Raw genomic sequence first — 23,384 nt, forward strand, 5'->3', positions numbered from 1 at the left:
TCGCCAACTTTGCCAGCGATTTACGTAACGATCGGAAACCGCCGAAAAGGTTGTACGGGGCGTCTGTGAATTAGAGTGAATCAGAGCTTCCCGAGCTGTGCCTCGACGATCGCGGGCGCCACCTTCGGGTCGTCGTCCGCCTTGGGCGTCCCGATGCCTCCCATGCCGTCCCGCTCGGCCTCCCGGTCGTCCTGGACGCCCTGGGGGTCGTACATGTTCGACGCGTCGAAGACCATGACCGTGCCGCCCTCGCGTACGACCGTGATCTGCTCCCGCGTCACGTACCCGCCCTTGCGGTGGGCCAGCTTGTACGAGATCGCCTCGTCGCCCTTGTCCGGCGCGGGCAGCGAGCTGACGCCGAGGTAGCGCCGGTCGTCGACGCGGAAGGTGGCGCACTTCTTCGACTTCGACGCCGCGCGCAGATCGGCCATGGCGCGCTCGGCGTCGGCCTCGGCGTAGGCGGACAGGTCGACGCCGGTCGTCGTGAGGTTCTTGTCGCCGGAGCCGGTCAGGAATCGGCTGACGCGGGCCTTCGGCTTTGACGAGGCGCCGGCGCCAACGTCGGTGCCGACGCCGGTGCCGGGGCCGGCGCCAACGTCGGTGCCGGCGCCGAGCAGGGCTGCGAGCGGGGCGCACTCGGCGGGCGACGCCCTCTCGGCGGCGGGGACGGGCGCCGTGGCCCCGGCAGCATCCACGTCCTCCGGCTTCTCGACCTTGTAGCCCTTGACGTCACCCGTGGCGAGGGCCGCCTTCTCCAGCCTGGCGGCCACGCCGGAGCCGCCGCCCTTCGTGGGTCCCGCACTCGACTCGGCCGAATTCTTGCCGTCGCCGCCGCTTCCACCGCTTCCACCGCTCCCGCCGCTTCCGCCACAGGCCGCGGTCGCCCCGAGGGCGGCCACGACCGAAACGGCCACCACGGCCCGCGACACGGCTGACTTCACGATCTCTGCCCCCACCTGTTGCACTCACTTGCGCCTCGCGGTGCGGAGTGTCACGTAGCCACTCGCACCACTTCTACGACGGCAGAAGATCACTTACGGTTCCACCGCGCCGGGCTGCGGCGGGCCGCGGTGGCCCCCGCGCTCACCAGCCCCAGATCCAGAACCGCAACGGGCTGAGCACGGCGATCGCCAGGGCCATGCAGCCGAACACGATCACCACGCTCCACACCCGGCGGCGGCGCTCCGAACGCTCGTCACGGCGCGAACCCGTGGGCGCCGAGCGCCAGTCGTCGGGCCGCCACCGCACGGGTTCGGCATCGCGCTTGCGGCGCCTGCGGCGCAACCTCCCGTCCCGCCCCGCCTGTTGGCGCGCCGCCTCCTCGTCGAGGCGTCGCAGCCTTTCAGCCACCATGCGGGCCCGCGCGGACGGCTCCTTCGGCGCCGACGAGCGGATGTCACGCTCGCTGTCCTTCTCGAACCTCTCCCACACCTCGTCGGGTATGGCCAACGCTCTCTCCTCCCCCTGTGTCCCCATGTCCCCATCACCCCCTTGGGCGGGGGCAGTTCTATGTCACCCCGTCATGGCGGCACAAGCGGTGTGAGTCACGCCACATAAGAAATCTGTGAAAGCGAACGCAACCATTCACAGGGGTCGCAGGTCATGCATGCAGTAACAACGGCCACAGCCGCGGCTCCACCGCGGAGGCCTTCCATTTCCGCGCTGCCGACCGGGTGGCGCGCCGGACTTTATGAGGTCTTCATGAAGCTTCGCCGTGCCATGGCAGCAGCGGCGGCTACGGCCGTCATAGCCCCGATGGCGCTCCTGTCGGCGCCGGCCGCGTTCGCGACCGAGGGCGCCGCCCCGGCGCCGGGCGCACCGACCGCGACCCCCACGCCCACCGACTCGGCGACCAAGACGTCCAAGCCGAAGCCGACGCCGGGCCCGAAGCTCACGCCGGGCCGGACGCCCGCCATACCGAAGCCCTCGGCCGACAAGCCGACGAAGCCGACGAAACCGGAAGAGACGGAAGGGTCTGACGAGGCCGCCGCGGAGGACGAGGACGGGAAGAAGCCGGCCGACTGCCCGGTCGACGACAGCGGCGTGGACCGCGACTCCGTACTGGAGATCGAGCTGTCCGGCCTGCCCAGCAAGATCACCCCGGGCAGCGGCTGGCACCAGTTCAAGCTGACGGCCACCAACCCCACCGACGAGGCGCTCGGCGAGGTCAGATGGATCACGGCCGTGGACAACGACTCCAAGGGCGACGACGAGAAGAACCAGCTGAGCAACTACGCCAACCTCCAGTACCTCGACCCCGAGACCGAGACCTGGGAGTCGATCAACGATGACGAGACCGGTGGCCTCGCCTTCGACGTCATCGATCTCGGCGCCGAGGAGAAGGCCGACATCAAGCTGCGGCTCGACATCGGTGCCAAGGCCCCGCTCGGTAAGGGCTACGCGACCGGCGTCGGCGAGTACGTCGACTCCGAACTGGACTGCACGCACACCTCGTTCATGGACCACCCGCTGACGATCCGCAAGCCCGGCGACCAGGGCGAGCACCCGGGCACTCCGAAGCCGAAGCCGACCCTGACGGCGACCGCGAAGCCCAGCGCGACGCCGACCGCGACGCCGACCGCCGCCCCGGCGCCGCAGGGCACCGCCGACGATCTCCCGACCGACAGCCTCGCCGAGACCGGCTCCAGCTCGGCGCTGCCGGCCATCGGCCTCGTCGGAGGTGCCGCCGTGGTCGTCGGTGCGGGCGCGGTCTTCGTCGTACGTCGCCGCAAGGCCGACTCCGCCGTGTAACGCGGCACCCAAGCACGCGGAAGGACCTGCGCTCGGAGGGGGGCGCAGGTCCTTACGTGTATCAAGTCCCTGCCCCTCCCCTGGACTACTTCTTGGGCGGCACCGCCGGCATCCCCAGGAACGGCAGGTTCAGCGCGCCGAAGGCGTCCGCCGGTACCGCCGGGGTCTTGGGCGCCACAGCCGCGATCCGCACATACCGCTCACCTTGGGCCGGGCGCGGGTCCTCGCCGCCCTTGTTGGGCCAGAACGACATCGCCCGCTCGGCCTGCGCGGTGATCGTCAGGGACGGGTTCACGCCGAGGTTCGCGGAGACCGCGGCCCCGTCGACCACCGAGATGCCCGGGTGGCCGTAGAGCCGGTGGTAGGGGTCGATGACGCCGGTGTCGCGCGAGTCGCCGATGGGGCAGCCGCCGAGGAAGTGGGCGGTCAGCGGGGTGCCCATCAGCTCGCCGATGTTCGAGCCCGGGAAACCGTTGATCTCCTGGGCGAGGAGGGTCGCCGCACGCGTGGCCTCCGGTATCTGGTCGGGGTTGGGCGCGCCGTGCCCCTGCCGTGCGGTGAGGAGGCCCTTTCCGAGGCCCTTCTCCTTGCGGTACGTGGTCAGGGAGTTGTCGAGCGACTGCATGACCAGGCCGATGATGGTCCGCTCCGACCAGCGACGGTTGGAGAGCGAACGGACCAGGAGCGAGGGGTGGCGGGCGACGTGGCCGAGCCAGCCGGCGACCCGCGCCTTGCCGCCCTTCACGCTGTACGGGACCTGGAGCACGGTCAGGCTGCCCATGGCGTTGGACTTCTTGCCGTAGCGGACGGGCTCGATGTGCGTGTTGCCGTTCGGGTGGATCGAGGAGGTGATGGCGACGCCCTTGGTGAAGTCGACCCGCTCCGCGCCGTGCCGCTTGCGGTAGCGGCGGTCGGTGGTCTGGGCGCCCACCAGCGCCTCGGAGTTGGTGCGGGTCAGCGTGCCGAGGCGCGGGGAGATGCGCGGGAGCAGACCATTGTCCTTCATGCGGTGCAGAAGCGTCTGCGTGCCGTACGTACCGGCGGCGACGACGACTCGGCGCGCCTTGAACGTACGTCCCTTGCCCTTGCGCTTGTCATCGGTGGGCAGCGTGGCCACGGCGTATCCGCCCCGCGAGTCCTCGGTGACGGCGACGACCGACGTCATCGGGTGGATGACCGCACCGGCCTTCTCCGCCAGGTAGAGGTAGTTCTCGTTGAGGGTGTTCTTCGCGCCGTGCCGGCAGCCGGTCATGCACTCGCCGCACTCGGTGCAGGCCCTGCGGGACGGGCCCGCGCCGCCGAAGTAGGGGTCGGGAACTTCCGCGCCGGGACGGGACGTTGAACAACCGTCCGCGTCCTTCTCGTCGCCGAAGAAGACGCCGACGGGCGCCATGTGGAAGCTGTCCCCGACCCCCATCGCCTGGGCGGTGGCCTTCAGATGGACGTCCGAGGGCGTCGTCGTCGGATTGAGCCGCACGCCGAGCATGCGCTTGGCCTGCTCGTAGTAGGGGCTCAGCTCGTCCTGCCAGTCCGTGATGTCCTTCCACTGCGGGTCCTCGAAGAACGGGGCGGGCGGTACGTAGAGCGTGTTGGCGTAGTTCAGGGAGCCGCCGCCGACCCCGGCGCCCGCGAGGACCATCACGTTGCCGAGCAGATGGATGCGCTGGATGCCGAAGAGGCCGAGGGCCGGGGCCCAGAGGTAGTTCTTCAGGTCCCAGGAGTTCTTGGGCAGCGTCGCGCGCGTGAAGCGGCGCCCGGCTTCGAGTACGCCGACGCGGTACCCCTTCTCCGTCAGACGCAGCGCGGACACCGCGCCCCCGAAGCCACTGCCTACGACGATGACGTCATAGTCGTACGCGTCCTCGGCGGCCACCGCGTCCACCGCCTCCCGGTTCCGGACAGAGCTCTCCTGTGACATTGACTCTCCTCGTTGAGAACTGACGCGGGCGTCAGGCTTCGGCTAGCTCAGGCGAAGCGCCTTCATGACCTTCAGGCTCGTGCTCATGAACGCCGCGTACTTCTCGTCGTCCAGGCCGAAGGAGGGCGCCAGCGGCATGAGCCGCTGCTGGGCGACGGTCTGCGCCTCGGTGTACTTGAGGATGCCCTCGGAGCCGTGCCGACGGCCGAGGCCCGAGTCCTTCATGCCGCCCATCGGGGACTGCACGCTGCCGTAGGCGGGCGCGTAGCCCTCGTTGACGTTGACGGTGCCGGTGCGCAGGCGGGCGGCGACCTTGCGGCCTCGGCTGCCGTCCTTCGTCCAGACCGAGGAGTTCAGGCCGTACGACGTGGAGTTGGCTAGCTCGATCGCCTCGTTCTCGTCCGTGAAGCGGTAGAGGGAGACGACCGGGCCGAAGGTCTCCTCCGTGCAGACGGCCATCGGGGCCTCGACGCCGTCCAGGATGGTCGGCTCGTAGAAGTAGGGGCCGATGTCCGGGCGCGCGACGCCGCCCGCGACGAGCGTGGCGCCCTTGGCGACGGCCTCCTCGACGTGCCGGGTCACGGTCTCCAGCTGCCGCTCGCCGACCAGCGAGCCCATGTCGGCGCCGTACGCGAGGGACGTGCCGAGCCGGATCGCCTTCGTCCGCTCGGCGAAGCGCTCCACGAACCGGTCGGCGATCGACTCGTGGACGTACAGACGCTCGATGGCGATGCACAGCTGGCCCGCGGAGGAGAAGCAGGCGCGCACCGCGCCGGCCGCGGCCTTGTCGACGTCGGCGTCGTGCAGGACCAACATGGCGTTCTTGCCGCCGAGTTCGAGCGAGACGCCGACAAGGCGGGCTGCGGCGCCCTGCGCGACCTCGCGGCCCGTGCGCGTGGAGCCGGTGAAGGAGACGTAGTCGGCGTGCTTGACGATCTCGGGGCCGATGACCGGGCCTTCGCCGAGGACGACCTGGAAGACCTCCGACGGCAGGCCCGCCTCGATGATCAGGTCACGGGCCCACAGGGCGGTGAGGCAGGTCTCCGTGTCGGGCTTCATCACGAGCGCGTTGCCCGCGACGAGGGCGGGGAGCGCGTCGCCGATGGAGAGTTCGAGAGGGTAGTTCCAGGGGGCGATCTGCCCGACGACCCCGCGCGGCTGGCGGTTCTCGGTGACCTTGGTGAGGGTCGGGACGACGCCGGTGTGCCGCTTGGGGCTCAGATACGAGGGGGCTTTGCGGCCGTAGTGGCGGGCGGCGACCGCGACGGCCTGGATCTCCTCGTGCGCGTGGAGGCGGGCCTTGCCGGTCTCCAGCTGGATCAGGTCGAGCACCTCGGCCTGGCGCTGGAGCACCAGGTCGTGGAAGCGGAGCAGCACGGCGGCGCGCTGCCTCACCGGGGTCCTGGCCCAGGCGATCTGGGCGGTGCGGGCCCGCTGGAAGGCGGTGACCACGTCCTCGGGGGTGGACTCGGGCAGGTCGGCCAGCTTCTCGCCGGTGAGCGGCGTGTGGTTGGCCGTGCGCCCGGAACCTATGACGTCACGCGTGAGCTGGGCTATCAGCTCGGGCGTGACCACGTCGGCGGCGGTGCGCGCGCCTTCGGGGGCCGGGGCGGTCGGGTTCGTTCCGAGGGGCGCTGCGGTGGCCTGCGAGTCCGTCATGCTCGTGAGAGTAGGCCCACGTCAGGGTTTTGGGTACCCATCGGTAATGGGCCTTCACGGGTCACTCACACCGCGCCAGTGATTGCTGGCGGCAAAGCCGCTGATCAGGGCGTTGTCACAGGATGCGCCCCTCGAAAGAGAGAGGAAATACATTTTCGGAGCTTGTCGGGCTCCATACTTCAGAGCTTGTCGGGCTCCATACTTCAGAGCTTGTCGAGTTCCAGCTCGGCGATGGCCCTCCCGGCGACCTCGCGGCCCCGCTCGGTGAAGTCGCCCTTGCCGGGGTAGTCGATCCACAGCCGGTACATGTCCCCGGACTTGGTCCGGTAGTAGAAGATCTTGGCTTCGTGCGGCAGCTCGGTCTGCGAGTCGGTGTACGTGACCGTGTTCTCGGCGGAGGCCCGCTCCTCGTACGTGGTCTCCTTCGTCTTCCCGTCCGGGGCGGGCTCGCTGTCCATATTGCTGAACGACGTCTCGCCGCTCTCCTTGAACTTCTCCATGTCGGCGTACGCCTGGGCCGCCGAGGTCCCCGCGATGTCCTGGGAGGTGTCCTTCTTCTCGGCGAGGTCGAGCGTGATGAAGATGGCGCCGCTGGGGTCGGTGTACCTGATCCAGCTCTTGTCCGTGTCGGTGTCCTGCGGCTTGCTCTCCACGTACTGCTCCGGCGCGGAGACGGTGGCGGCGACCGCTGCCGCCTTGTGCCTCTTCCAGCTCTCCGTGTCCGACGAACCTCCGAAGGGGTTCACGGCCACCAGCACGCCCGCCACCACGGCCGCCGCGACCACCCCCGCGATGACCGCGAGGGCCTTGCGGCTCAGGAAGACACCCTTGCCGTCGCGACCGCCGCTGCCACCGCCCGCGACCGTGACCACCTGCGTCGGCGCGGGCTGCGGAGGCCTGGCCGCCTCCTCCAGGAGGGCGCGGACCCGCGCGGCGTTCGGGCGCTGCGCCGGGTCCTTGGCCAACAGGCCGTTGATGGCCTCGGCGAGCGGGCCGGAGGCGGAGGCCGGCGCGGCGGGCGCGGCGTTGAGGACGGACTGGAGCGTCGCCGGGGTGTTGTTGCGGCGGAACGGCGAGACGCCCTCCGTCGCGGCGTACAGCACGACGCCCAGCGACCAGAGGTCGGACGCGGGGCCGGGGCGCTGGCCCAACACCCGCTCCGGTGCGATAAATTCGGGCGAGCCGACGAAGCCGCCGGTGTCGGTCAGGTTGGTCTCGCCCTCGATCTGGGCGATGCCGAAGTCGGTGAGGATGACCCGGTCGTGCCTGCCGAGCATGACGTTGTCGGGCTTCACGTCACGGTGCAGGATGCCCGCCTGGTGCGCGGCGTCCAGGGCGTTCAGGACGTCGAGGCCGATCCGGGCGGCTTCCCGGGCGCCGAGCGTGCCCTCCTGGAGCGCGGCTCCGAGCGAGCGGCCCTGGACCAGCTCCATGATGATCCACGGCTGCCCGTCCTCGACCGCCACGTCATGGACGTTGACCACGGCGGGGTGGTCGAGGCGGGCCGCGGCGCGCGCCTCGCGGCGCATCCGCTCGAAGGCGTTGGCGCGCTCGCGCTCGGGCAGGTGGTCGGGGAGGCGCGGCTCCTTCACGGCGACCTCGCGGTCCACCGTCTCGTCCTTGGCGCGCCACACCGTGCCCATGCCGCCGTGGCCGAGCTTGGTGAGCAGCCGGTAGCGGCCCGCGATCAGCCGGCCGGCGCCGGGCTCTGCTTCGACCGCGGCCTCGGACGGCTGGTTCGGGACGATGTGGGCGGGTTGCGCGTACGGGTTGCCGGGGTGCGCCCCGCCGTTGGGCCCGGACCGGCCGGGGACGCCGGGCTGTTGCGGCTGTTGCGGCGGTTGCAGGCCGTAGCTGGTGGGCTCGTACGGGCCGTATGAGGTGCCCCCGTCATTACTCATGCCCCCATGACTACCGTGCGGGGCACCTCGGATTCCAGCCAGGCCCCCTACTTGTGACCGGGGTGATGCACGCGGCGGGACGTGACCGGCGTACGGGAACGAGGAGCCCACGCCAACAAGCAGCCCGCGCCAAACGAGGGAGAGCCTCCGCTCAACGGCGTACGAACGTGTCGACCGCCGTGTCGAAGTACTTCCGCGTCTCCTCCGCCTCCTCGGCGGGCCCGGAGACCCACACGTCGTACATTTTGCCGCCCTCCTCCCAGCACAGGTCGTACGTGTGCCGCTCGCCCCGCGGCTTGCCCGGACCGTCCCAGGTGAACTCCCATAAGGCGGCGGGCCGGCCGTTGCGCGTGGTCTCGCTGACCTCGCCGTTGCGGTAACCGGGGTTGCTCCGCGGCCCCTCGGCGTGGGCGCGGCGCTGCGCGGCGAGCGGACCGCCCGGCTCCGGGTCCGCCTTCTTGATGCCGATGCGGTAGGTGCCGCTCGGCGAGACGTAGAAGACGCGGGGCCCTTCGGTCGTCCGCTCGAAGCTCTTCGGTACGGCGACCGTGAAGCCCTCGGGGTCCTTGGCCAGGCGGTAGCCGTCGGGCGGTTGGGGCGTGGACGGCCTGGGCGCGGACGGCTCGGGCGTACTGGGTTCGGGCCTGGTCGGCTTGGACGGTTCGGGCGTACGGGTGCCCTGAGTGACCGTCACCGTGGGCGTGGGGCGGCTGACGGTGGTGGAGGGCGTGACCGAGTTCGTCGGCGTACCGCCGTCCCCGTCCCGGCCGAGCAGCAGCGCGGTGGCCGAGACCCCGGCCCCCACCACGGCCGCCGCGAGCGCCGCGGCGATCAGCACGACGCGGCCGTGGCGGCCGCGCGGCCCGGCGGGCTCGGCGGCGCCGGGGCCCGGTCTGCCGTTCCCCGGTTTCCCCGGCAGCGTAGGCATGCGCCCCGTGTCGACGTACGCCTGGAGCAGCCGCTGCGCCCCCGCCGCGTCCAGGCGCCACCCCGGGTCACGCTCCAGGAGGCCGAGGACGACCGGGAGGAGCGGCGCCGCGCTGTCCGGCGGGCGTATCTCCTCGTAGACGACGGCGTGCAGGACGCCGCCGATGGAATCCCTGCGGAAGGGCGACTCGCCGGCCAGCGCGGTGACGAGCAGCGCGCCGAGCGACCACAGGTCGGACTCGGGCCCGGTCCGCTCCCCCGCGATGCGCTCGGGCGCGGTGTACTCCGGCGAGCCCACGAACGAACCCACCTCCGTGAGCGTCGTCGCGCCGGTGACCTGCGCGATCCCGAAGTCGGTGAGGACGACGCGGCCGGTGGCCCGCTCCACGAGTACGTTGGCGGGCTTGAGGTCACGGTGCAGGACGCCGGCCTCGTGGGCGGTGCTCAGGGCGCCGAGCAGGTCGATGCCCATGCGCGCGACGGCGTCCGCGTCGAGCGGGCCCTGCCGCGCGATCCGCCCCGCCAGCGAGCCGCCCTCGATCAGCTCCATGACGATGTACGGCTGTTCGTTCTCCACGACGACGTCATGGACGACGACGATGTGCGGATGCCGCAGCTGCGCCACCGCCCGCGCCTCGCGCAGGGTCCGCTCGCGCGCCTGCGTGGCCTCGGTGTCGGAGAGCGTCTCGTCCCGCTCCAGCTCCTTGACGGCGACCCCGCGCCCGAGAAGCAGGTCGGTGGCGCGCCACACGACCCCCATGCCGCCCCGGCCGAGCCGCGCCTCCAGGCGGTAACGTCCCGCGATCACACGGGCGCCGCCCCCACCTGCGTGGTCTCCCAGGCTCCCCATGCGGCCATCATGCCCCACACGTGTGCGAACGGAATGGGTCTCACCGAGCGGCGGGCGGGTTCCGGCCGCCGCCCTCGTGCGCGCCGGGGGCGCACCAGCCGTCCCACGGGCGGGCGTGAGCGCTCAGCCCTCCCGCCACCCCCGGAGCATCGCGTCGAACTGCTCCCGGGTGGTGGCCCAGTTGCCGGCGGGGGCCGACATGTAGATGGAGTACTCGACGCCGTCGCGGCTGAGATACGTCTGTTCGATGGCCCGGCGCGGGCCTGCGGTGGTGTCGTTCGCCCCCGCCGTCCAGCTGAACTCCCACAGGGCGCCCTGCTGGTCGCGGAACGTGTTGGAGTTGAGGTGCAGCCGCCGATAGCCGGGGAGCTTGGGCCGCAGGGTCTTCTCCAGGGAAAGCTGATGCGCGTACGCCGTCTCGTACTGCGGGTTCTTGTCGACGCCTATGCGCAGGAAGCGGCGTCCGCCGTCGGGTGTGTAGTCGACCTGGTTGCCATCCACCTCGCGCTTCCAGCCTTTGGGCAGCCTGAGGCTGAAGCCGCTCGGGTCGTGCACGCGCCGCCAGTCCTCGGGGATGCCGCCCACGGCCTCGCCGGGGCCGCTGTCGGCGCCGGGGGGCTGCGCCTGGCTGTCACTGTCGCCCTGCCCGCCGCCGCCCGTGAAGTGCAGGAAGCCGAAGACTCCACCGCCGCCGAGCAGCGCGGCCACGACGGCGAGGGCGGCGACGGCGGGCCAGCGACGCCGCAGCCCCGACGGGGAGGACGGGGAGGAGGGGGAGGAGCGGGGCAGAGGCGCCGGTGCGGACGCGGACCCGTGGACGGCCGTGGCGGAGGAGCCCGCGCCGGGACTGCCGGACACGCCGGCGCCGGACATCCCAGCGCCGGATGACGCCGCAGCGCCGGACAGCCCCTCGACCACCGTGGCGGAACCGGTGTCGGGCCGCCGCCCCGTGGCGTGCGCCTGGGTCGGCACGTACGCCTGCGCCCCGCTCGGCCGCCGCCCCTCCGCGGCCTCGGCGAGCATCAGCTCGGCCTCCTCGCCGGTGGGCCTGGCCGCCGGGTCCTTGCGCAGGAGGGCGCTGATGACGGGCGCGAGAACGCCCGCGTGCACGGGCGGCGCGGGCTCCTCCGTGACCACGGCCTGCATCGTGCCGATCGGCGACGTACGCCGGAACGGGGAGTTCCCCTCGACCGCCGTGTACAGCGTGGCGCCGAGCGCCCACAGGTCGGACGCCGGGCCGGGGTTGGAGCCGCTGACCCGCTCGGGCGCCAAGTAGTCGACGGACCCGACCACTTCCCCGGTCCGCGTGATCGTCGAGTCCCCCTCGATCGCCGCGATCCCGAAGTCGGTGAGCAGAATCCGCCCGTCATCGGAGAGGAGTACGTTGCCGGGCTTGACGTCACGGTGCAGTACCCCGGCGGCGTGCGCGGCGCGCAGGGCCTTGAGGGTCCACAGGCCGATGCGTGCGGCCTCGACGGACTCGACCCGGCCCCGCTCCTTGACGGCGTCCGCCAGCGAGCAGCCCTCGACCAGTTCCATCACGATCCAGGGCCGGTCGTCGTACTGCAGGACGTCATGGACGGTGACGACGGCGGGGTGGTTGATGCGGGCGGCGGCCCGCGCCTCCGTCTGCGTACGCGCGAAGAGGACCGCGCGGTCGGCCTCCTGCGCGAACTGCGCGGCCGTCAGTTCCTTGACGGCGACGGTACGGTGCAGCACCTCGTCCTGGGCGCGCCACACGCGTCCCATGCCGCCGCGGCCGATGGACTCCCCGAGTCGGTAGCGGCCCGCGAGGAGCAGGCCCTGGCTCTGATTCACGTTCCCCCGCAATGGTCTTGACAGGGCCAGGTTAGGGAGGGGGAGCACGCGGGGAACCACAGGGGGGCCATGGAGACCCCAATGTGACGCTAGCCGACGGTCTGGTACGTCTTCGACGCCTGTTCGTAGAGCCGCGACACCTCGTCCCGCTCGGCCTCCGGGCCCCGCACCTGCACCACGTGGTACTTGCCGTCCACGACCATCACGAGATTGCGTACGTAGACCTCGCGGCCCTGCGCGTCCTGCCAGGTGAACTGCCCCTCGGCCATGGTCCGCCCCCCGACGTCGATGCGCCGCATACCGCTGGACGTCGCCCAGGAGGAGTCGCGGAACGGCTGCAGCTCGCGCTCGTGCTCGCGCTGGTACTTCATGGGGTCCCTGCCATAGCTGTCCGTGGTGTCGCGGCCCGGCACCACGAGCAGTTCGAAGCCGCCGTGGGTGTAACGGACCTGGCCCCGGCCGTTCTTGGGCTGCCGGTCCCAGCCGCTCGCGACGGCGACGCGGAACCCCTCCGCGTCCTTGCGCAGGGCGAAGCCTTGCGGCAGCTCGGGCACGGTCGTCTGGGGCTCCTGCGAACCGGGGCCCGTAGTGGACTTGCCCTTGTCGCCCTCGCCCGGCTTGTCCCTGCCCGGCTTGTCCTTCTCCGGTCCGTCCTTGTCGTCCGCGTCCCCGGGGTTCTGCTCGTGGGTGGGCCCCGCGCTCGCCTCGCCCGCGGTGCCGGCACGGTCACCCGACGCCCCGTCGTCGGACTTGGGCATGAAGAACATGGCGTACGCGACCGCCGCGACGAGCCCGACGAGGATCGCGAGGAGCAGCAGCCGCCCGAGCGATCGGGGGCGCGCCGGACCCCGGGCCTGCGGCACGCGGTTCGAACCGGCCTCGCGGAGCGATGCGGTCTCGCGCAGCCGTGCGGGCCCGCCGAGGTGCGCGGCCTCGCGTGGTGGCGGGGCCTCGCGCGGACGCTGCGGTTCACGGGGGGCGCGCGCGGGCCCGGCGCCCCGCACGTCCCTGCCCCTCCCCCGCTTGTGCCGGCCGTGGCCATGGCCGCCCGTGGTGGCGGGCGCGGCCGCTCGGCGCTTGCGCACGACTTCGCCGCGACGGCGTACGACGGGCAGTCGTCCGGCGTCGTACGGCGGCAGCGGCACGACGTGCGCTCCGGCCTCCGGCTCCGGCGCGGACCGCACCAAGGAACGCAGCCAGCCGCTCAGCTCCTCGAAGTCGAGCCGGTCGGTGGGGTCCTGGCGCAGCAAGGACTCGACCACGGGCCGCAAGGGGCCGCACTCCTCGGCGAAGGCGGGCGGCTCGGCGCACACCAGCTGCACCAGCTCGGCGGTGCTGTCCTCGGGGTAGGGCGCGTGCCCCTGGACGGCGCGGAAGAGCAGCGCTCCCAGGGCCCACAGGTCGGTGGCGGGGCCGATGGGCGCGGCGAGCTGCCAGTTCTCGTGCACGGGCCCGGCCTGCTCGGGCGCCCACCGTTCGGTGACGGCCCCCACGACCACCATGCGCGCGTGCCGGGCCCGCTCGGCGGCCAGAGCGGTGGCGGGGCCACGCGGGGTGCCCGATTCCCCATCGGGGACGCCCCACTCCCCGTGTTCCCGGTGTGCCCGGCGCTCAGCGTGCGCGCCTGCGTCGGGGCGCTGCCCTGGGGGTTCGGCTTGGGGTTCGGCTTGGACATCGGCTTGGACATCGGCTTGAGGAGCGCTTCTGGCGCGGGGCACGGACTCAGCGCGGGACGCGTTCGGACTCCGGCTGCCGCTGCCCGCGCCGCCGCCTCGCGGTACCGCCCCATGCCAAGACCTCGTGCCGCCGACTCCGTACGGGTCCGAGATCCGCCCGGCCGTCCCCGACTCCCTGTCGCCGCCCTCGCTGCTGTCGCCGCCCTCGCTGCCGCGAGGCCCCGGCACCCCGGAAGGCTGCTCGTCGACCCGAGCGGCGGCCCGCGCCGCCCCCGCCCGATACGCCGCGACGGACCCACCCCGGGCAGCCCCAGCGAACCCCCCGGCCGCAGCGCCCTGTTCGTACGACTCGTACGACTCGTACGACTCAGGGGCAGGCTCAAGCGGCACATCCCCGGCCTCGTACGCGGCCACATTGCCGACCGACCCCGCCGAACCGGCCGCCTCCCCCGCCTCCACGGGCCGGGTGTCGTACCCGCACAGCGCCTCCTCGGCCGCCCCGGCCGCGAGCCCCGTCAGCATTACGCGGCCGTCGTCGCAGATCAGGACCGTGCGCGCGGTGATGTTCCGATGCACCCAGCCATGCGCGTGCAGCACGCGCAGCGCCGCCAGGACGTCCGCCGCGACCTCCGCCGCCCGGTAGGGACTCAGCGGCCGGTCCGCGAGGAGCGCCGCCAGCGGCCGCGCCGCCACCAGCTCGCTGACGATCCAGAGGGAACCGCCCTCCGCGAACACGTCGAAGACCTGGTCGAGTCGCGGATGGTCCGGTATCTGCGCGGCGGTCTGCGCCGCCTCCATCGCACGCCGCACCGCCGGATCCGTCGGCCTGCGGGTCGTCCGCGCCGCGGCCCGTCGCACCCCGGCGCCGCCCGCTCCCGCCCGGGGCCGGAAGCCCTCGGGCAGGTCGTCGTCCTCAAGGACCTCCGCCTCGACGATCTCCGGTAACGGGACCTGCCTGACCAGGACTTCCTGTCCGCTGTACGTATCGAAGGCCCGGGATTCGGCGAGTTCGTACTCGTCCGAGGGCGGCAGCGGCAGGCGGTAGCGGTCGGCGAGCACCCGACCCGCATAGTCGTCCACGATGCCTTCCCCGTCCGCCCGGTGGTCAATTCCGTTCGTCTTGTGGCTCGTTGCGGCTGCCTACGGTCCGCAAGCACTCACGATACGTGCCGTGGGCGAACCGCACCCGTCCGTCCGTCCATCCGGACTCACGACTTCGGCTGGAACGTCTTCGTGAAGGTCCGCCACGTGTCCCGCCGCTGATCGCTCTTCCAGTCGTCGGCCTTGGCCGTGTACATCAGTCCGTAGCCGAGCCCGCCGTTGACGACGAAGCCGCGGTCGACGGACCGGTACTTGGTCCCGCCGTCCACGTAGGTGAACTCCCAGTCAGCGGTGTTCCACCCGCGGAAATCGACCTTCTCGATCCGTATCCGGTCGTACTGCGACCGGACCATGTAGTTCTCCTGGTTCTTCCAGTCGCTCACCGGGTTGTCCTTGGGCGTGGTCGTCCAACCGATCAGCAGCTTCTGACCGTCCGGCCCGCTGAAGCGCGCGCCCGCGCTGCCCGTGGTCTGGTACTTCCACCCCTTCGGCAGCCCGATCTTGAAACCCTGATCGTGCTCGTACGTCGACTCGGCGCCGTCCTCCGGCTTCTTGCCGTCGTCCTGGCTCGGGTCGTGCCCCTCGCCCTCGTCCGAGTCGGAGTCCTTGCCCGGGTCCTGGCCCTGACCCTGACCCTGCCCCTGGCTCTGGCCCTGCTCCTGGTCGTCCGCGGAGCCGGCACCCTTGTCCGCGTCCTTGCCGCCCTTGTCCTGGTCGCCGTCACCGGCCGTCGCCCCGCTGGACGCGGCCTTGTCGCCGCCCTTGCTGTCCTTGCCGGAGGCGCCGTCATCCCCGCTCGAGAGCGCGAAGGCGAGCACCGTACCGAGCACCGCGAGTACGGCGACCACGGTCACGATCACCAGCGTCCGGCGCGGCACCACGTCGGTGAGCGACGCCTTGGGCGGCACTCGCGGCGGCACACGTGGCGCCACCCGCGGCGGCGCGCTCGGCGTCGGCGGCACGGCCGCCCCGCTCCCGGGAACGGTTCTGCTCCCGGAGGCGGCACCGGCCCCGGAGCCGGAACCCGACCCCGCGCCCGAGCCCGCCGCCGCACCCGAACCGGCGCCCGCGGCCCCCACGGCCGCCTTACGGACCGACCGCAGCGCCCCCTTCAGCCGATCGGCGGCCTCTTCACCCTTGCGCCCCGCGACGGCTCCGGAAGCGGCGGGCGCACCGGCAGCCGCACCCGTCTTCTTGAGCAGCCTGGCCGGAGTGCTCGGCCTGGCCTTGGCCGCCTTGGCCGCCTTCTTCGGCGCCGGAGGAACCGGAGGCAGCGGCACGACCTTGGTCGCCTCGACCGGTTCCGGCTCCGCCTTGGGCTCCGGCGCGTGGATCACGTCCATCAGCAGCGCCCGCGCCCCGACGTCGTCGAGCCGCTGCTGGGGGTCCTTGGCGAGCAGGCCGTAGATGACCTTCTCCAACGGCCCGGCGTTCGTCGGCGTCTCGACGTCCTCGGTCATCACCGCGGTGAGGGTCGCGATGGCCGACCCCTTGTCGTACGGAGGCACGCCTTCCACGGCCGCGTACAGCAGGCCGCCCAGCGACCACATGTCGGCCGCGGGGCCCGGCTTGTGGCCGCGCGCCCGCTCCGGGGAGATGTACGAGGGCGCGCCGACGAGCATGCCCGTCGACGTGATCGACGGGTCACCCTCGACCTGCGCGATACCGAAGTCCGTGAGCACGACCCGGCCGTCCTCGGCGATCAGCACGTTCGACGGCTTCACGTCGCGGTGCAGAATCCCCTCACGGTGCGCGGACCGCAGCACGTCGAGCACGGCGAGGCCGACCTCGGCCGCCCGCCTCGGCGTGAGCACGCCGTCCTCGCGGATCGCCTCCGCGAGGGACTTGCCCTCGACCAGCTCCATCACGATCCACGGCCGGTCGTCCTCGTCGACCACGTCGTAGACCGTCACCGCGCTGGTGTTGCGGATCCGCGCGATCGCCTTGGCCTCGCGCAGCGTCCGCGTGATGAGCCGCCGCTTCTCCTCCTCGTCGATGCTCGACGGGAACCGCAGCTCCTTCACCGCGACCGTACGGCCCAGTGTCTCGTCCTTGGCGCGCCACACGGTGCCCATGCCGCCGCGGCCGAGCACCTCTCCCAGCCGGTATCGGCCGGCGAGGAGACGTTCGCTCTTGTCCCGACGGGCCTCACCCGTCTGCTCCGCGTCCGACATGCGTCCCCTCTGCTGCTACCGCTGCTACCCGCGCAACCCGCCCTGACAGAGCCTTCATTGTCCCTTACTCGGGGACCGGCCGACGCCCAGGGTCCACCGTCCCGCATGATGGCCCGCGCGCAAGGAGGGACCGCCCTGCCGACACCGCGTTCCCTGACGGCCGTTGTCGTCGTCGCGACCCTCGTCAGCCTGACGGCAGGCCGACCACAACTCACCGCGCCGGCCACGGACGCCACTCTTCCGCTGCTCATCGGCCGAGGCAAGGCCCCGGCCGCCGCCCTGCTGTCCCACGAGCGGGCCGGGCCCCTCCCGAGCACCCTCGCCCCACTCGTCCGACGTCCCTGACCGAGGCGCGACAGCCCGTCAGTTCAAGGCCCACACGCCCGACCTCGCCGGTATCCGCCACGCCGCGGCCCAAACCACCACGGGCCCAGACGAGAACACCGAAACCACACCGAAGGCCCAACGTCCACTCCCCCCACGTCACGCGCGATGCTCAACACCCGCACCCCCAAGGCATCTACGGCATGGGCCTGTACCCACGGAAACTAGCCGAGCGGCACGATGTCCGGCGCCCCCAGCCGCGCCGCGTCCGCCGTCAGGTCGTCCGGCTGCCGCTGCGACTCCCGCTCGGCCTCGACCCGCTTCTCGTAGTGCTGCACCTCCCGCTCGATCTGGTCCTTGTCCCAGCCGAGGACCGGCGCCATCAGCTCGGCGCACTGCCGGGCGCTGCGCGTGCCCCGGTCGAACGTCTCGATCGAGATGCGCGTGCGCCGCGTCAGCACGTCGTCGAGGTGCCGGGCGCCCTCGTGCGACGCGGCGTAGACGATCTCGGCCCGCAGATAGTCGTCGGCCGCCTGCAGGGGCTCGCCCAGCGTCGGGTCGGCCGTGATGAGTTCGAGCACTTCCTCGGCCAGCGCTCCGTACCGGTTCAACAGGTGCTCCACGCGCACGACATGAAGGCCCGTCCGGGCGGCGATCCTCGCTCGGGCGTTCCACAGCGCCTTGTACCCCTCGGCGCCGACCAGGGGGATGTCCTCGGTGACGCAGTCGGCGACCCGCTGGTCAAGGGCGTGCACGGCCTCGTCGACGGCGTCCTTGGCCATCACTCGGTACGTCGTGTACTTGCCGCCCGCGATGACGACCAGGCCGGGCGCCGGGTGCGCGACCGTGTGCTCCCTGGACAGCTTGCTCGTGGCGTCCGACTCGCCGGCGAGCAGGGGCCTGAGGCCGGCGTAGACCCCCTGGACGTCGTCCCGTGAGAGCGGCACCGCGAGCACCGAGTTCACATGCTCCAAGAGGTAGTCGATGTCGGCGCTGGAGGCGGCCGGGTGTGCCTTGTCGAGGTCCCAGTCCGTGTCGGTCGTGCCCACGATCCAGTGCCGTCCCCACGGGATGACGAACAGGACGCTCTTCTCGGTCCGCAGGATCAGTCCCGTCGTGGAGTTGATCCGGTCCTTGGGCACCACCAGGTGGATGCCCTTGGACGCCCTGACGTGGAACTGCCCGCGCTCGCCGACCATGGCCTGGGTGTCGTCCGTCCACACACCGGTCGCGTTCACCACCTGCTTGGCGCGGATCTCGTACTCCCCGCCGCCCTCCACGTCCTGCACGCGGGCGCCGACCACGCGCTCGCCCTCGCGCAGGAAGCCGGTGACCTTGGCGCGGTTGGCGACCTTCGCGCCGTACGCCGAAGCGGTGCGGACCAGTGTGGCCACATAGCGGGCGTCGTCCATCTGCGCGTCGTAGTACTGCATCGCGCCGACCAGCGCGTCCTTCTTCAGGCACGGGGCGACGCGCAGGGCATGGCGGCGCGTCAGGTGACGGTGCATGGGCAGGCCGCGGCCGTGTCCGCGCGACATCGACATGGCGTCGTAGAGGGCGACGCCCGATCCGGCGTACAACCTCTCCCAGCCCTTGTGCTGCAAGGGATACAGGAACGGCACCGGCTTCACGAGGTGCGGGGCGAGGCGTTCGAGGAGCAGGCCGCGCTCCTTCAGCGCCTCCCGCACGAGCGCGAAGTCGAGCATCTCCAGATAGCGGAGCCCGCCGTGGATCAGCTTGCTCGACCGGCTCGACGTGCCCGACGCCCAGTCCCGGGCCTCGACCAGGCCGGTGGACAGACCGCGTGTGACCGCGTCGAGAGCCGTCCCCGCACCGACCACCCCCGCGCCCACGACCAGGATGTCCAGCTCCCGGTCGGCCATTCCCGCAAGTGACTCGGCACGCTCCGCCGGCCCCAGTGTCGCTGTCCTCACCGCTGCCTCCCGCATCGATCGGGTGTGGTCGGACTCACATCATGCCCAGATTTCGTCCGCGCTCGCCGACCCCGCCCTCAGCCTGTGGACAACACTCCGAGTCGGCATGGCAGTGCAATGCCACAAAACGGTCATATTTACTCCTAGTCTGACATTGCGCTGGTCCCCCTTGTCCACAGGGCTTGCGCGCTCGTCCCGCTCCGGCTATTGGGAGGACGGCCCACCGCCATGCCCGCAGATCTCGCCGTCATCGGTATCGGCCACCTCGGCCTGCCCCTGGCCCAGGCCGCCGTCGCGCGCGGCATCGCCACCATCGGCTACGACCCCGCCCGCGCCACCGACCTGGCAGGCGGCCGCCTGCCAGGCGACGGCGCCGAGGGAACCCTCACCGCCGCCGACGTCCGCCGGATGCTCTCGGGGGGCTTCCGGCCGACCACCGACCCGGCCGAACTCGGCCGGGTCCGCACCGCCGTCATCTGCGCCCCCACACCGCCCGCCGCCGACCGTTCGCTCGACCTGAGCCAGGTCGCCGAGGCCGCCCGGGCCCTGGCAGCGCGTCTGCGCCCGCACACCACCGTGATCCTGGAGTCACCCGCGTACCCGGGCACCACCGAGGAATTCCTCCGTCCGATCCTCGAATCGGGCTCGGGCCTGTGCGCGGGCCGCGACTTCCACCTCGCCTATTCGCCGGGCCGCCTCGACCCGGGCAACCGCTCACACGGCTACGCCGGCACCCCCAAGGTCATCGGCGGCCTCACCCCGGCCTGCACCGAGTCGGCGGCCACCTTCTACGGCCGCCTCACCGACAAGGTCGTCCGCGCCCGAGGCCCCCGCGAGGCCGAGACCGTGCACCTCCTGGAGACCAACTACCGGCATGTGAACATGGCCCTGGTCAACGAGATGGCGGTGCTCTGCCACGACCTCGGCATCGACCTGTGGGACGTCATCCGCTGCGCGGAGACCAAGCCCTTCGGCTTCCAGGCCTTCCGCCCCGGGCCCGGCGTCGGCGGCCACGGCGTCCCCCTGGACATCCCGAACCCCTCCCGCGGCGCCCGCCCCCTGCGCATGGTCGAACTGGCCCAGCAGGTGAACGACCGCATGCCCCAGTACGTCATCCAGCGCTCGGCGACCCTGCTCAACGAACACGGCAAGTCCGTCCGCGGCGCCCGCGTCCTGCTCCTCGGCGTCACCTACAAGCCCGACCTCGCCGACCAGCAGGGCGCCCCAGCCCAGGAGGTGGCGACCCGCCTGATGGAGCTGGGCGCGGCCGTCAGCTACCACGACCCCTACGTCCCCAACTGGAGCATCCTCGGCCGCCCCGTCCCGCGCGCGGACACCCTCTACGAGGCGGCGGCCGACGCCGACCTCACGATCCTGCTCCAGCACCACCGCACGTACGACCTGCAAGGGCTCGCCGTGAAGGCGCAGCTGCTCCTCGACACCAGGGGTGCGACCCCGGCGGGCGCGGCCCACCGCCTGTAACGCGAGAGGGGCCCCGGTACGAAGTACCGGGGCCCCTTCCACGACGTACGACTCGTCACCGCTTGTGCTGCGAGTCCGCGACCGTCACCTCGACGCGCTGGAACTCCTTCAGCTCGCTGTAGCCCGTCGTCGCCATGGCGCGGCGCAGCGCTCCGAAGAAGTTCATCGAGCCGTCCGGGATGTGCGAGGGACCGGTGAGGACCTCCTCGATCGTCCCGACGGTCCCCAAGTGCACCTTCTTGCCGCGCGGCACGTCCTCGTGGACGGCCTCCATGCCCCAGTGGTGGCCCTTGCCGGGCGCGTCCGTGGCGCGGGCCAGCGGGGAGCCCACCATCACGGAGTCGGCGCCGCACGCGATGGCCTTGGGCAGGTCGCCGGACCAGCCCACGCCGCCGTCGGCGATGACGTGCACGTACCGGCCGCCGGACTCGTCCATGTAGTCACGGCGGGCGGCCGCGACGTCGGCGACGGCGGTGGCCATCGGCACCTGGATGCCCAGGACGTTGCGCGTGGTGTGCGCGGCGCCGCCGCCGAAGCCGACCAGGACGCCCGCGGCGCCCGTGCGCATCAGGTGCAGGGCGGCGGTGTAGGTGGCGCAGCCGCCCACGATGACCGGGACGTCCAGCTCGTAGATGAACTGCTTCAGGTTGAGCGGCTCGGCGGCGCCGGAGACGTGCTCGGCGGAGACGGTGGTGCCGCGGATCACGAAGATGTCCACACCGGCGTCCACGACGGCCTTGGAGAACTCGGCGGTGCGCTGCGGGGAGAGCGCGGCGGCCGTGACGACGCCCGCGTCGCGCACCTCCTTGATGCGCTGCCCGATCAGGTCGGCCTTGATCGGGGCCGCGTAGATCTCCTGGAGGCGCCGGGTAGCGGTCTCCGAGTCCAGCTCGGCGATCTCGTCGAGCAGCGGCTGCGGGTCCTCGTACCGCGTCCAGAGGCCTTCGAGGTTCAGGACGCCGAGGCCGCCCAGCTCGCCGATGCGGATGGCGGTCTGCGGTGAGACCACCGAGTCCATGGGAGCGGCCAGGAACGGCAGCTCAAAGCGGTAGGCGTCGATCTGCCACGCGATCGAGACCTCCTTCGGGTCGCGGGTGCGCCGGCTCGGTACGACGGCGATGTCGTCGAAGGCGTACGCGCGGCGGCCGCGCTTGCCGCGCCCGATCTCGATCTCAGTCACGTTGTGGGGCCTTTCCCTCTTGGTCTGCCTGTCCAGTATCCCCGACACACACGGAAGGGGCGGCCCCGGTGAGCCGGGACCGCCCCTCCACGCGTGCGTGGAAGCCGGAAGACTACTTACTGCGGCTGTAGTTCGGCGCCTCGACCGTCATCTGGATGTCGTGCGGGTGGCTCTCCTTGAGACCCGCGGACGTGATGCGGACGAAACGGCCGTTGGCCTGCAGGTCGGGGACGGTGCGCCCGCCCACGTAGAACATCGACTGGCGCAGACCGCCCACCAGCTGGTGGACGACGGCCGAGAGCGGGCCGCGGTAGGGCACCTGGCCCTCGATGCCCTCGGGCACCAGCTTCTCGTCGGAGGCCACGCCCTCCTGGAAGTAGCGGTCCTTGGAGAAGGACTTGCGCTCGCCGCGGGTCTGCATCGCGCCGAGCGAGCCCATGCCGCGGTACGACTTGAACTGCTTGCCGTTGATGAACATCAGCTCACCCGGGGACTCCTCGCAGCCGGCGAGCAGCGAGCCCAGCATGACCGTGTCCGCGCCGGCGACGAGCGCCTTGGCGATGTCTCCGGAGTACTGCAGGCCGCCGTCGCCGATGACCGGGACACCGGCCGCCTTGGCGGCGAGCGACGCTTCGTAGATGGCCGTCACCTGCGGCACACCGATGCCGGCGACGACACGGGTCGTACAGATGGAGCCGGGTCCGACGCCGACCTTGATGCCGTCGACACCGGCGTCGATGAGCGCCTGGGCGCCCTCGCGCGTGGCGATGTTGCCGCCGATGACGTCGACGCCCGGGGCGTCCGACTTGATCTTGGCGACCATGTCGCCGACCAGGCGGGAGTGGCCGTGCGCGGTGTCGACGACGATGAAGTCGACGCCCGCCGCGACCAGGGCCTGGGCGCGCTCGAAGGCGTCACCCGCGACACCGACGGCGGCGCCGACGAGGAGGCGGCCCTCCTGGTCCTTCGCGGCGTTCGGGTACTTCTCGGCCTTCACGAAGTCCTTGACCGTGATCAGGCCCTTGAGGACACCCGCGTCGTCGACCAGCGGAAGCTTCTCGATCTTGTGGCGGCGCAGCAGCTCCATGGCGTCCACGCCGGAGATGCCGACCTTGCCGGTGACCAGCGGCATCGGCGTCATGACCTCGCGCACCTGGCGCGAGCGGTCCGACTCGAAGGCCATGTCACGGTTGGTGACGATGCCGAGGAGCTTGCCCGCCGCGTCGGTCACCGGGACACCGCTGATGCGGAACTTCGCGCAGATCGCGTCGGCCTCACCGAGCGTCGCGTCCGGGTGCACCGTGATCGGGTCGGTGACCATGCCGGACTCGGAGCGCTTGACCAGGTCGACCTGGTTGGCCTGGTCGGCGATGGAGAGGTTGCGGTGCAGCACGCCGACGCCGCCCTGGCGCGCCATGGCGATCGCCATGCGGGCCTCGGTGACCTTGTCCATCGCGGCGGAGAGCAGCGGGACGTTCACCCGCACGTTCTTCGAGATGAGCGAGGAAGTGTCGATCTGGTCGGGCGCCATGTCCGACGCGCCCGGCAGCAGCAGCACGTCGTCGTAGGTCAGCCCGAGTGTCGCGAATTTCTCGGGCACCCCAGTCGAAGAACCGCCGTTTGCAGTCATGACACCTTCCCCAAATGGCCTTGATCGGTGCGGATGTCCATGCTAACGGGAACGGAGGC

Annotated in this window: 16 protein-coding genes; 3 read left to right on the top strand and 13 right to left on the bottom strand. The window is 71.7% G+C overall.

Annotation, left to right across the window (positions count from 1 at the left end):
• Positions 1-80: 80 nt before the first annotated feature.
• A complete protein-coding gene (locus ACWDZ7_RS01210; RefSeq protein WP_451793870.1) occupies positions 81-941 on the bottom strand; it encodes a hypothetical protein in 861 nt (286 codons plus the stop codon).
• Between the two features lie 142 nt (positions 942-1,083).
• A complete protein-coding gene (locus ACWDZ7_RS01215; RefSeq protein WP_451793872.1) occupies positions 1,084-1,449 on the bottom strand; it encodes a hypothetical protein in 366 nt (121 codons plus the stop codon).
• A gap of 252 nt (positions 1,450-1,701) precedes the next feature.
• On the opposite strand from ACWDZ7_RS01215, the gene ACWDZ7_RS01220 reads away from it, so the two are divergent.
• On the top strand, positions 1,702-2,751 hold the full coding sequence (locus ACWDZ7_RS01220) for an LAETG motif-containing sortase-dependent surface protein (protein WP_451793874.1): 1,050 nt from the start codon (positions 1,702-1,704) through the stop codon (positions 2,749-2,751).
• An 85-nt stretch (positions 2,752-2,836) separates the two neighbouring features.
• Here ACWDZ7_RS01220 and ACWDZ7_RS01225 read toward each other — a convergent pair whose 3' ends face one another.
• The 7 genes from ACWDZ7_RS01225 to ACWDZ7_RS01255 all read right to left on the bottom strand — a co-directional run bounded on the left by ACWDZ7_RS01225 (position 2,837) and on the right by ACWDZ7_RS01255 (position 16,775).
• Entirely contained in the window at positions 2,837-4,669 is a 1,833-nt protein-coding gene (locus tag ACWDZ7_RS01225) for a GMC oxidoreductase (protein WP_451793875.1), read from the bottom strand.
• Positions 4,670-4,711: 42 nt separating this feature from the next.
• Positions 4,712-6,328: a succinic semialdehyde dehydrogenase gene (locus tag ACWDZ7_RS01230; RefSeq protein ID WP_451793876.1), complete on the bottom strand. Its 1,617-nt coding sequence runs from the start codon at positions 6,326-6,328 to the stop codon at positions 4,712-4,714.
• Positions 6,329-6,531: 203 nt separating this feature from the next.
• A complete protein-coding gene (locus ACWDZ7_RS01235; RefSeq protein WP_451793878.1) occupies positions 6,532-8,229 on the bottom strand; it encodes a serine/threonine-protein kinase in 1,698 nt (565 codons plus the stop codon).
• A gap of 151 nt (positions 8,230-8,380) precedes the next feature.
• A complete protein-coding gene (locus ACWDZ7_RS01240; RefSeq protein ID WP_451793880.1) occupies positions 8,381-10,006 on the bottom strand; it encodes a protein kinase domain-containing protein in 1,626 nt (541 codons plus the stop codon).
• A gap of 123 nt (positions 10,007-10,129) precedes the next feature.
• Positions 10,130-11,755, bottom strand: a complete 1,626-nt coding sequence (locus ACWDZ7_RS01245; protein ID WP_451794149.1) for a serine/threonine-protein kinase — start codon at positions 11,753-11,755, stop codon at positions 10,130-10,132.
• A gap of 158 nt (positions 11,756-11,913) precedes the next feature.
• Entirely contained in the window at positions 11,914-14,580 is a 2,667-nt protein-coding gene (locus tag ACWDZ7_RS01250) for a protein kinase (protein WP_451793881.1), read from the bottom strand.
• A 128-nt stretch (positions 14,581-14,708) separates the two neighbouring features.
• Entirely contained in the window at positions 14,709-16,775 is a 2,067-nt protein-coding gene (locus ACWDZ7_RS01255; protein ID WP_451793883.1) for a serine/threonine-protein kinase, read from the bottom strand.
• A gap of 108 nt (positions 16,776-16,883) precedes the next feature.
• Here ACWDZ7_RS01255 and ACWDZ7_RS01260 point away from each other — a divergent pair, with 108 nt between their 5' ends.
• Complete coding sequence (locus ACWDZ7_RS01260) at positions 16,884-17,120, top strand: hypothetical protein (protein ID WP_451794171.1); 237 nt, start codon at positions 16,884-16,886, stop codon at positions 17,118-17,120.
• Here ACWDZ7_RS01260 and ACWDZ7_RS01265 read toward each other — a convergent pair.
• Positions 17,023-17,262 (bottom strand): hypothetical protein, encoded by a 240-nt coding sequence (locus tag ACWDZ7_RS01265; RefSeq protein ID WP_451793885.1) that lies wholly within the window; start codon positions 17,260-17,262, stop codon positions 17,023-17,025. The genes ACWDZ7_RS01260 and ACWDZ7_RS01265 overlap by 98 nt on opposite strands.
• 61 nt (positions 17,263-17,323) lie before the next feature.
• Positions 17,324-19,033, bottom strand: coding sequence for a glycerol-3-phosphate dehydrogenase/oxidase (locus tag ACWDZ7_RS01270; protein WP_451518118.1), 1,710 nt, complete (start codon positions 19,031-19,033; stop codon positions 17,324-17,326).
• A 228-nt stretch (positions 19,034-19,261) separates the two neighbouring features.
• On the opposite strand from ACWDZ7_RS01270, the gene ACWDZ7_RS01275 reads away from it, so the two are divergent.
• Entirely contained in the window at positions 19,262-20,515 is a 1,254-nt protein-coding gene (locus ACWDZ7_RS01275; protein WP_451793887.1) for a nucleotide sugar dehydrogenase, read from the top strand.
• A 55-nt stretch (positions 20,516-20,570) separates the two neighbouring features.
• On the opposite strand, the gene ACWDZ7_RS01280 is transcribed toward ACWDZ7_RS01275, so the two are convergent.
• Together ACWDZ7_RS01280 and guaB are read right to left on the bottom strand one after the other, a co-directional pair.
• The gene (locus ACWDZ7_RS01280; RefSeq protein ID WP_451793888.1) at positions 20,571-21,695 is read right to left on the bottom strand and encodes a GuaB3 family IMP dehydrogenase-related protein; all 1,125 of its coding nucleotides are present in this window, start codon (positions 21,693-21,695) and stop codon (positions 20,571-20,573) included.
• Between the two features lie 112 nt (positions 21,696-21,807).
• Positions 21,808-23,325 (bottom strand): IMP dehydrogenase, encoded by a 1,518-nt coding sequence (gene guaB, locus ACWDZ7_RS01285; protein ID WP_451793890.1) that lies wholly within the window; start codon positions 23,323-23,325, stop codon positions 21,808-21,810.
• Positions 23,326-23,384: the final 59 nt, after the last annotated feature.

The sequence above is a fragment of the Streptomyces sp. NPDC003032 genome (assembly GCF_053591415.1).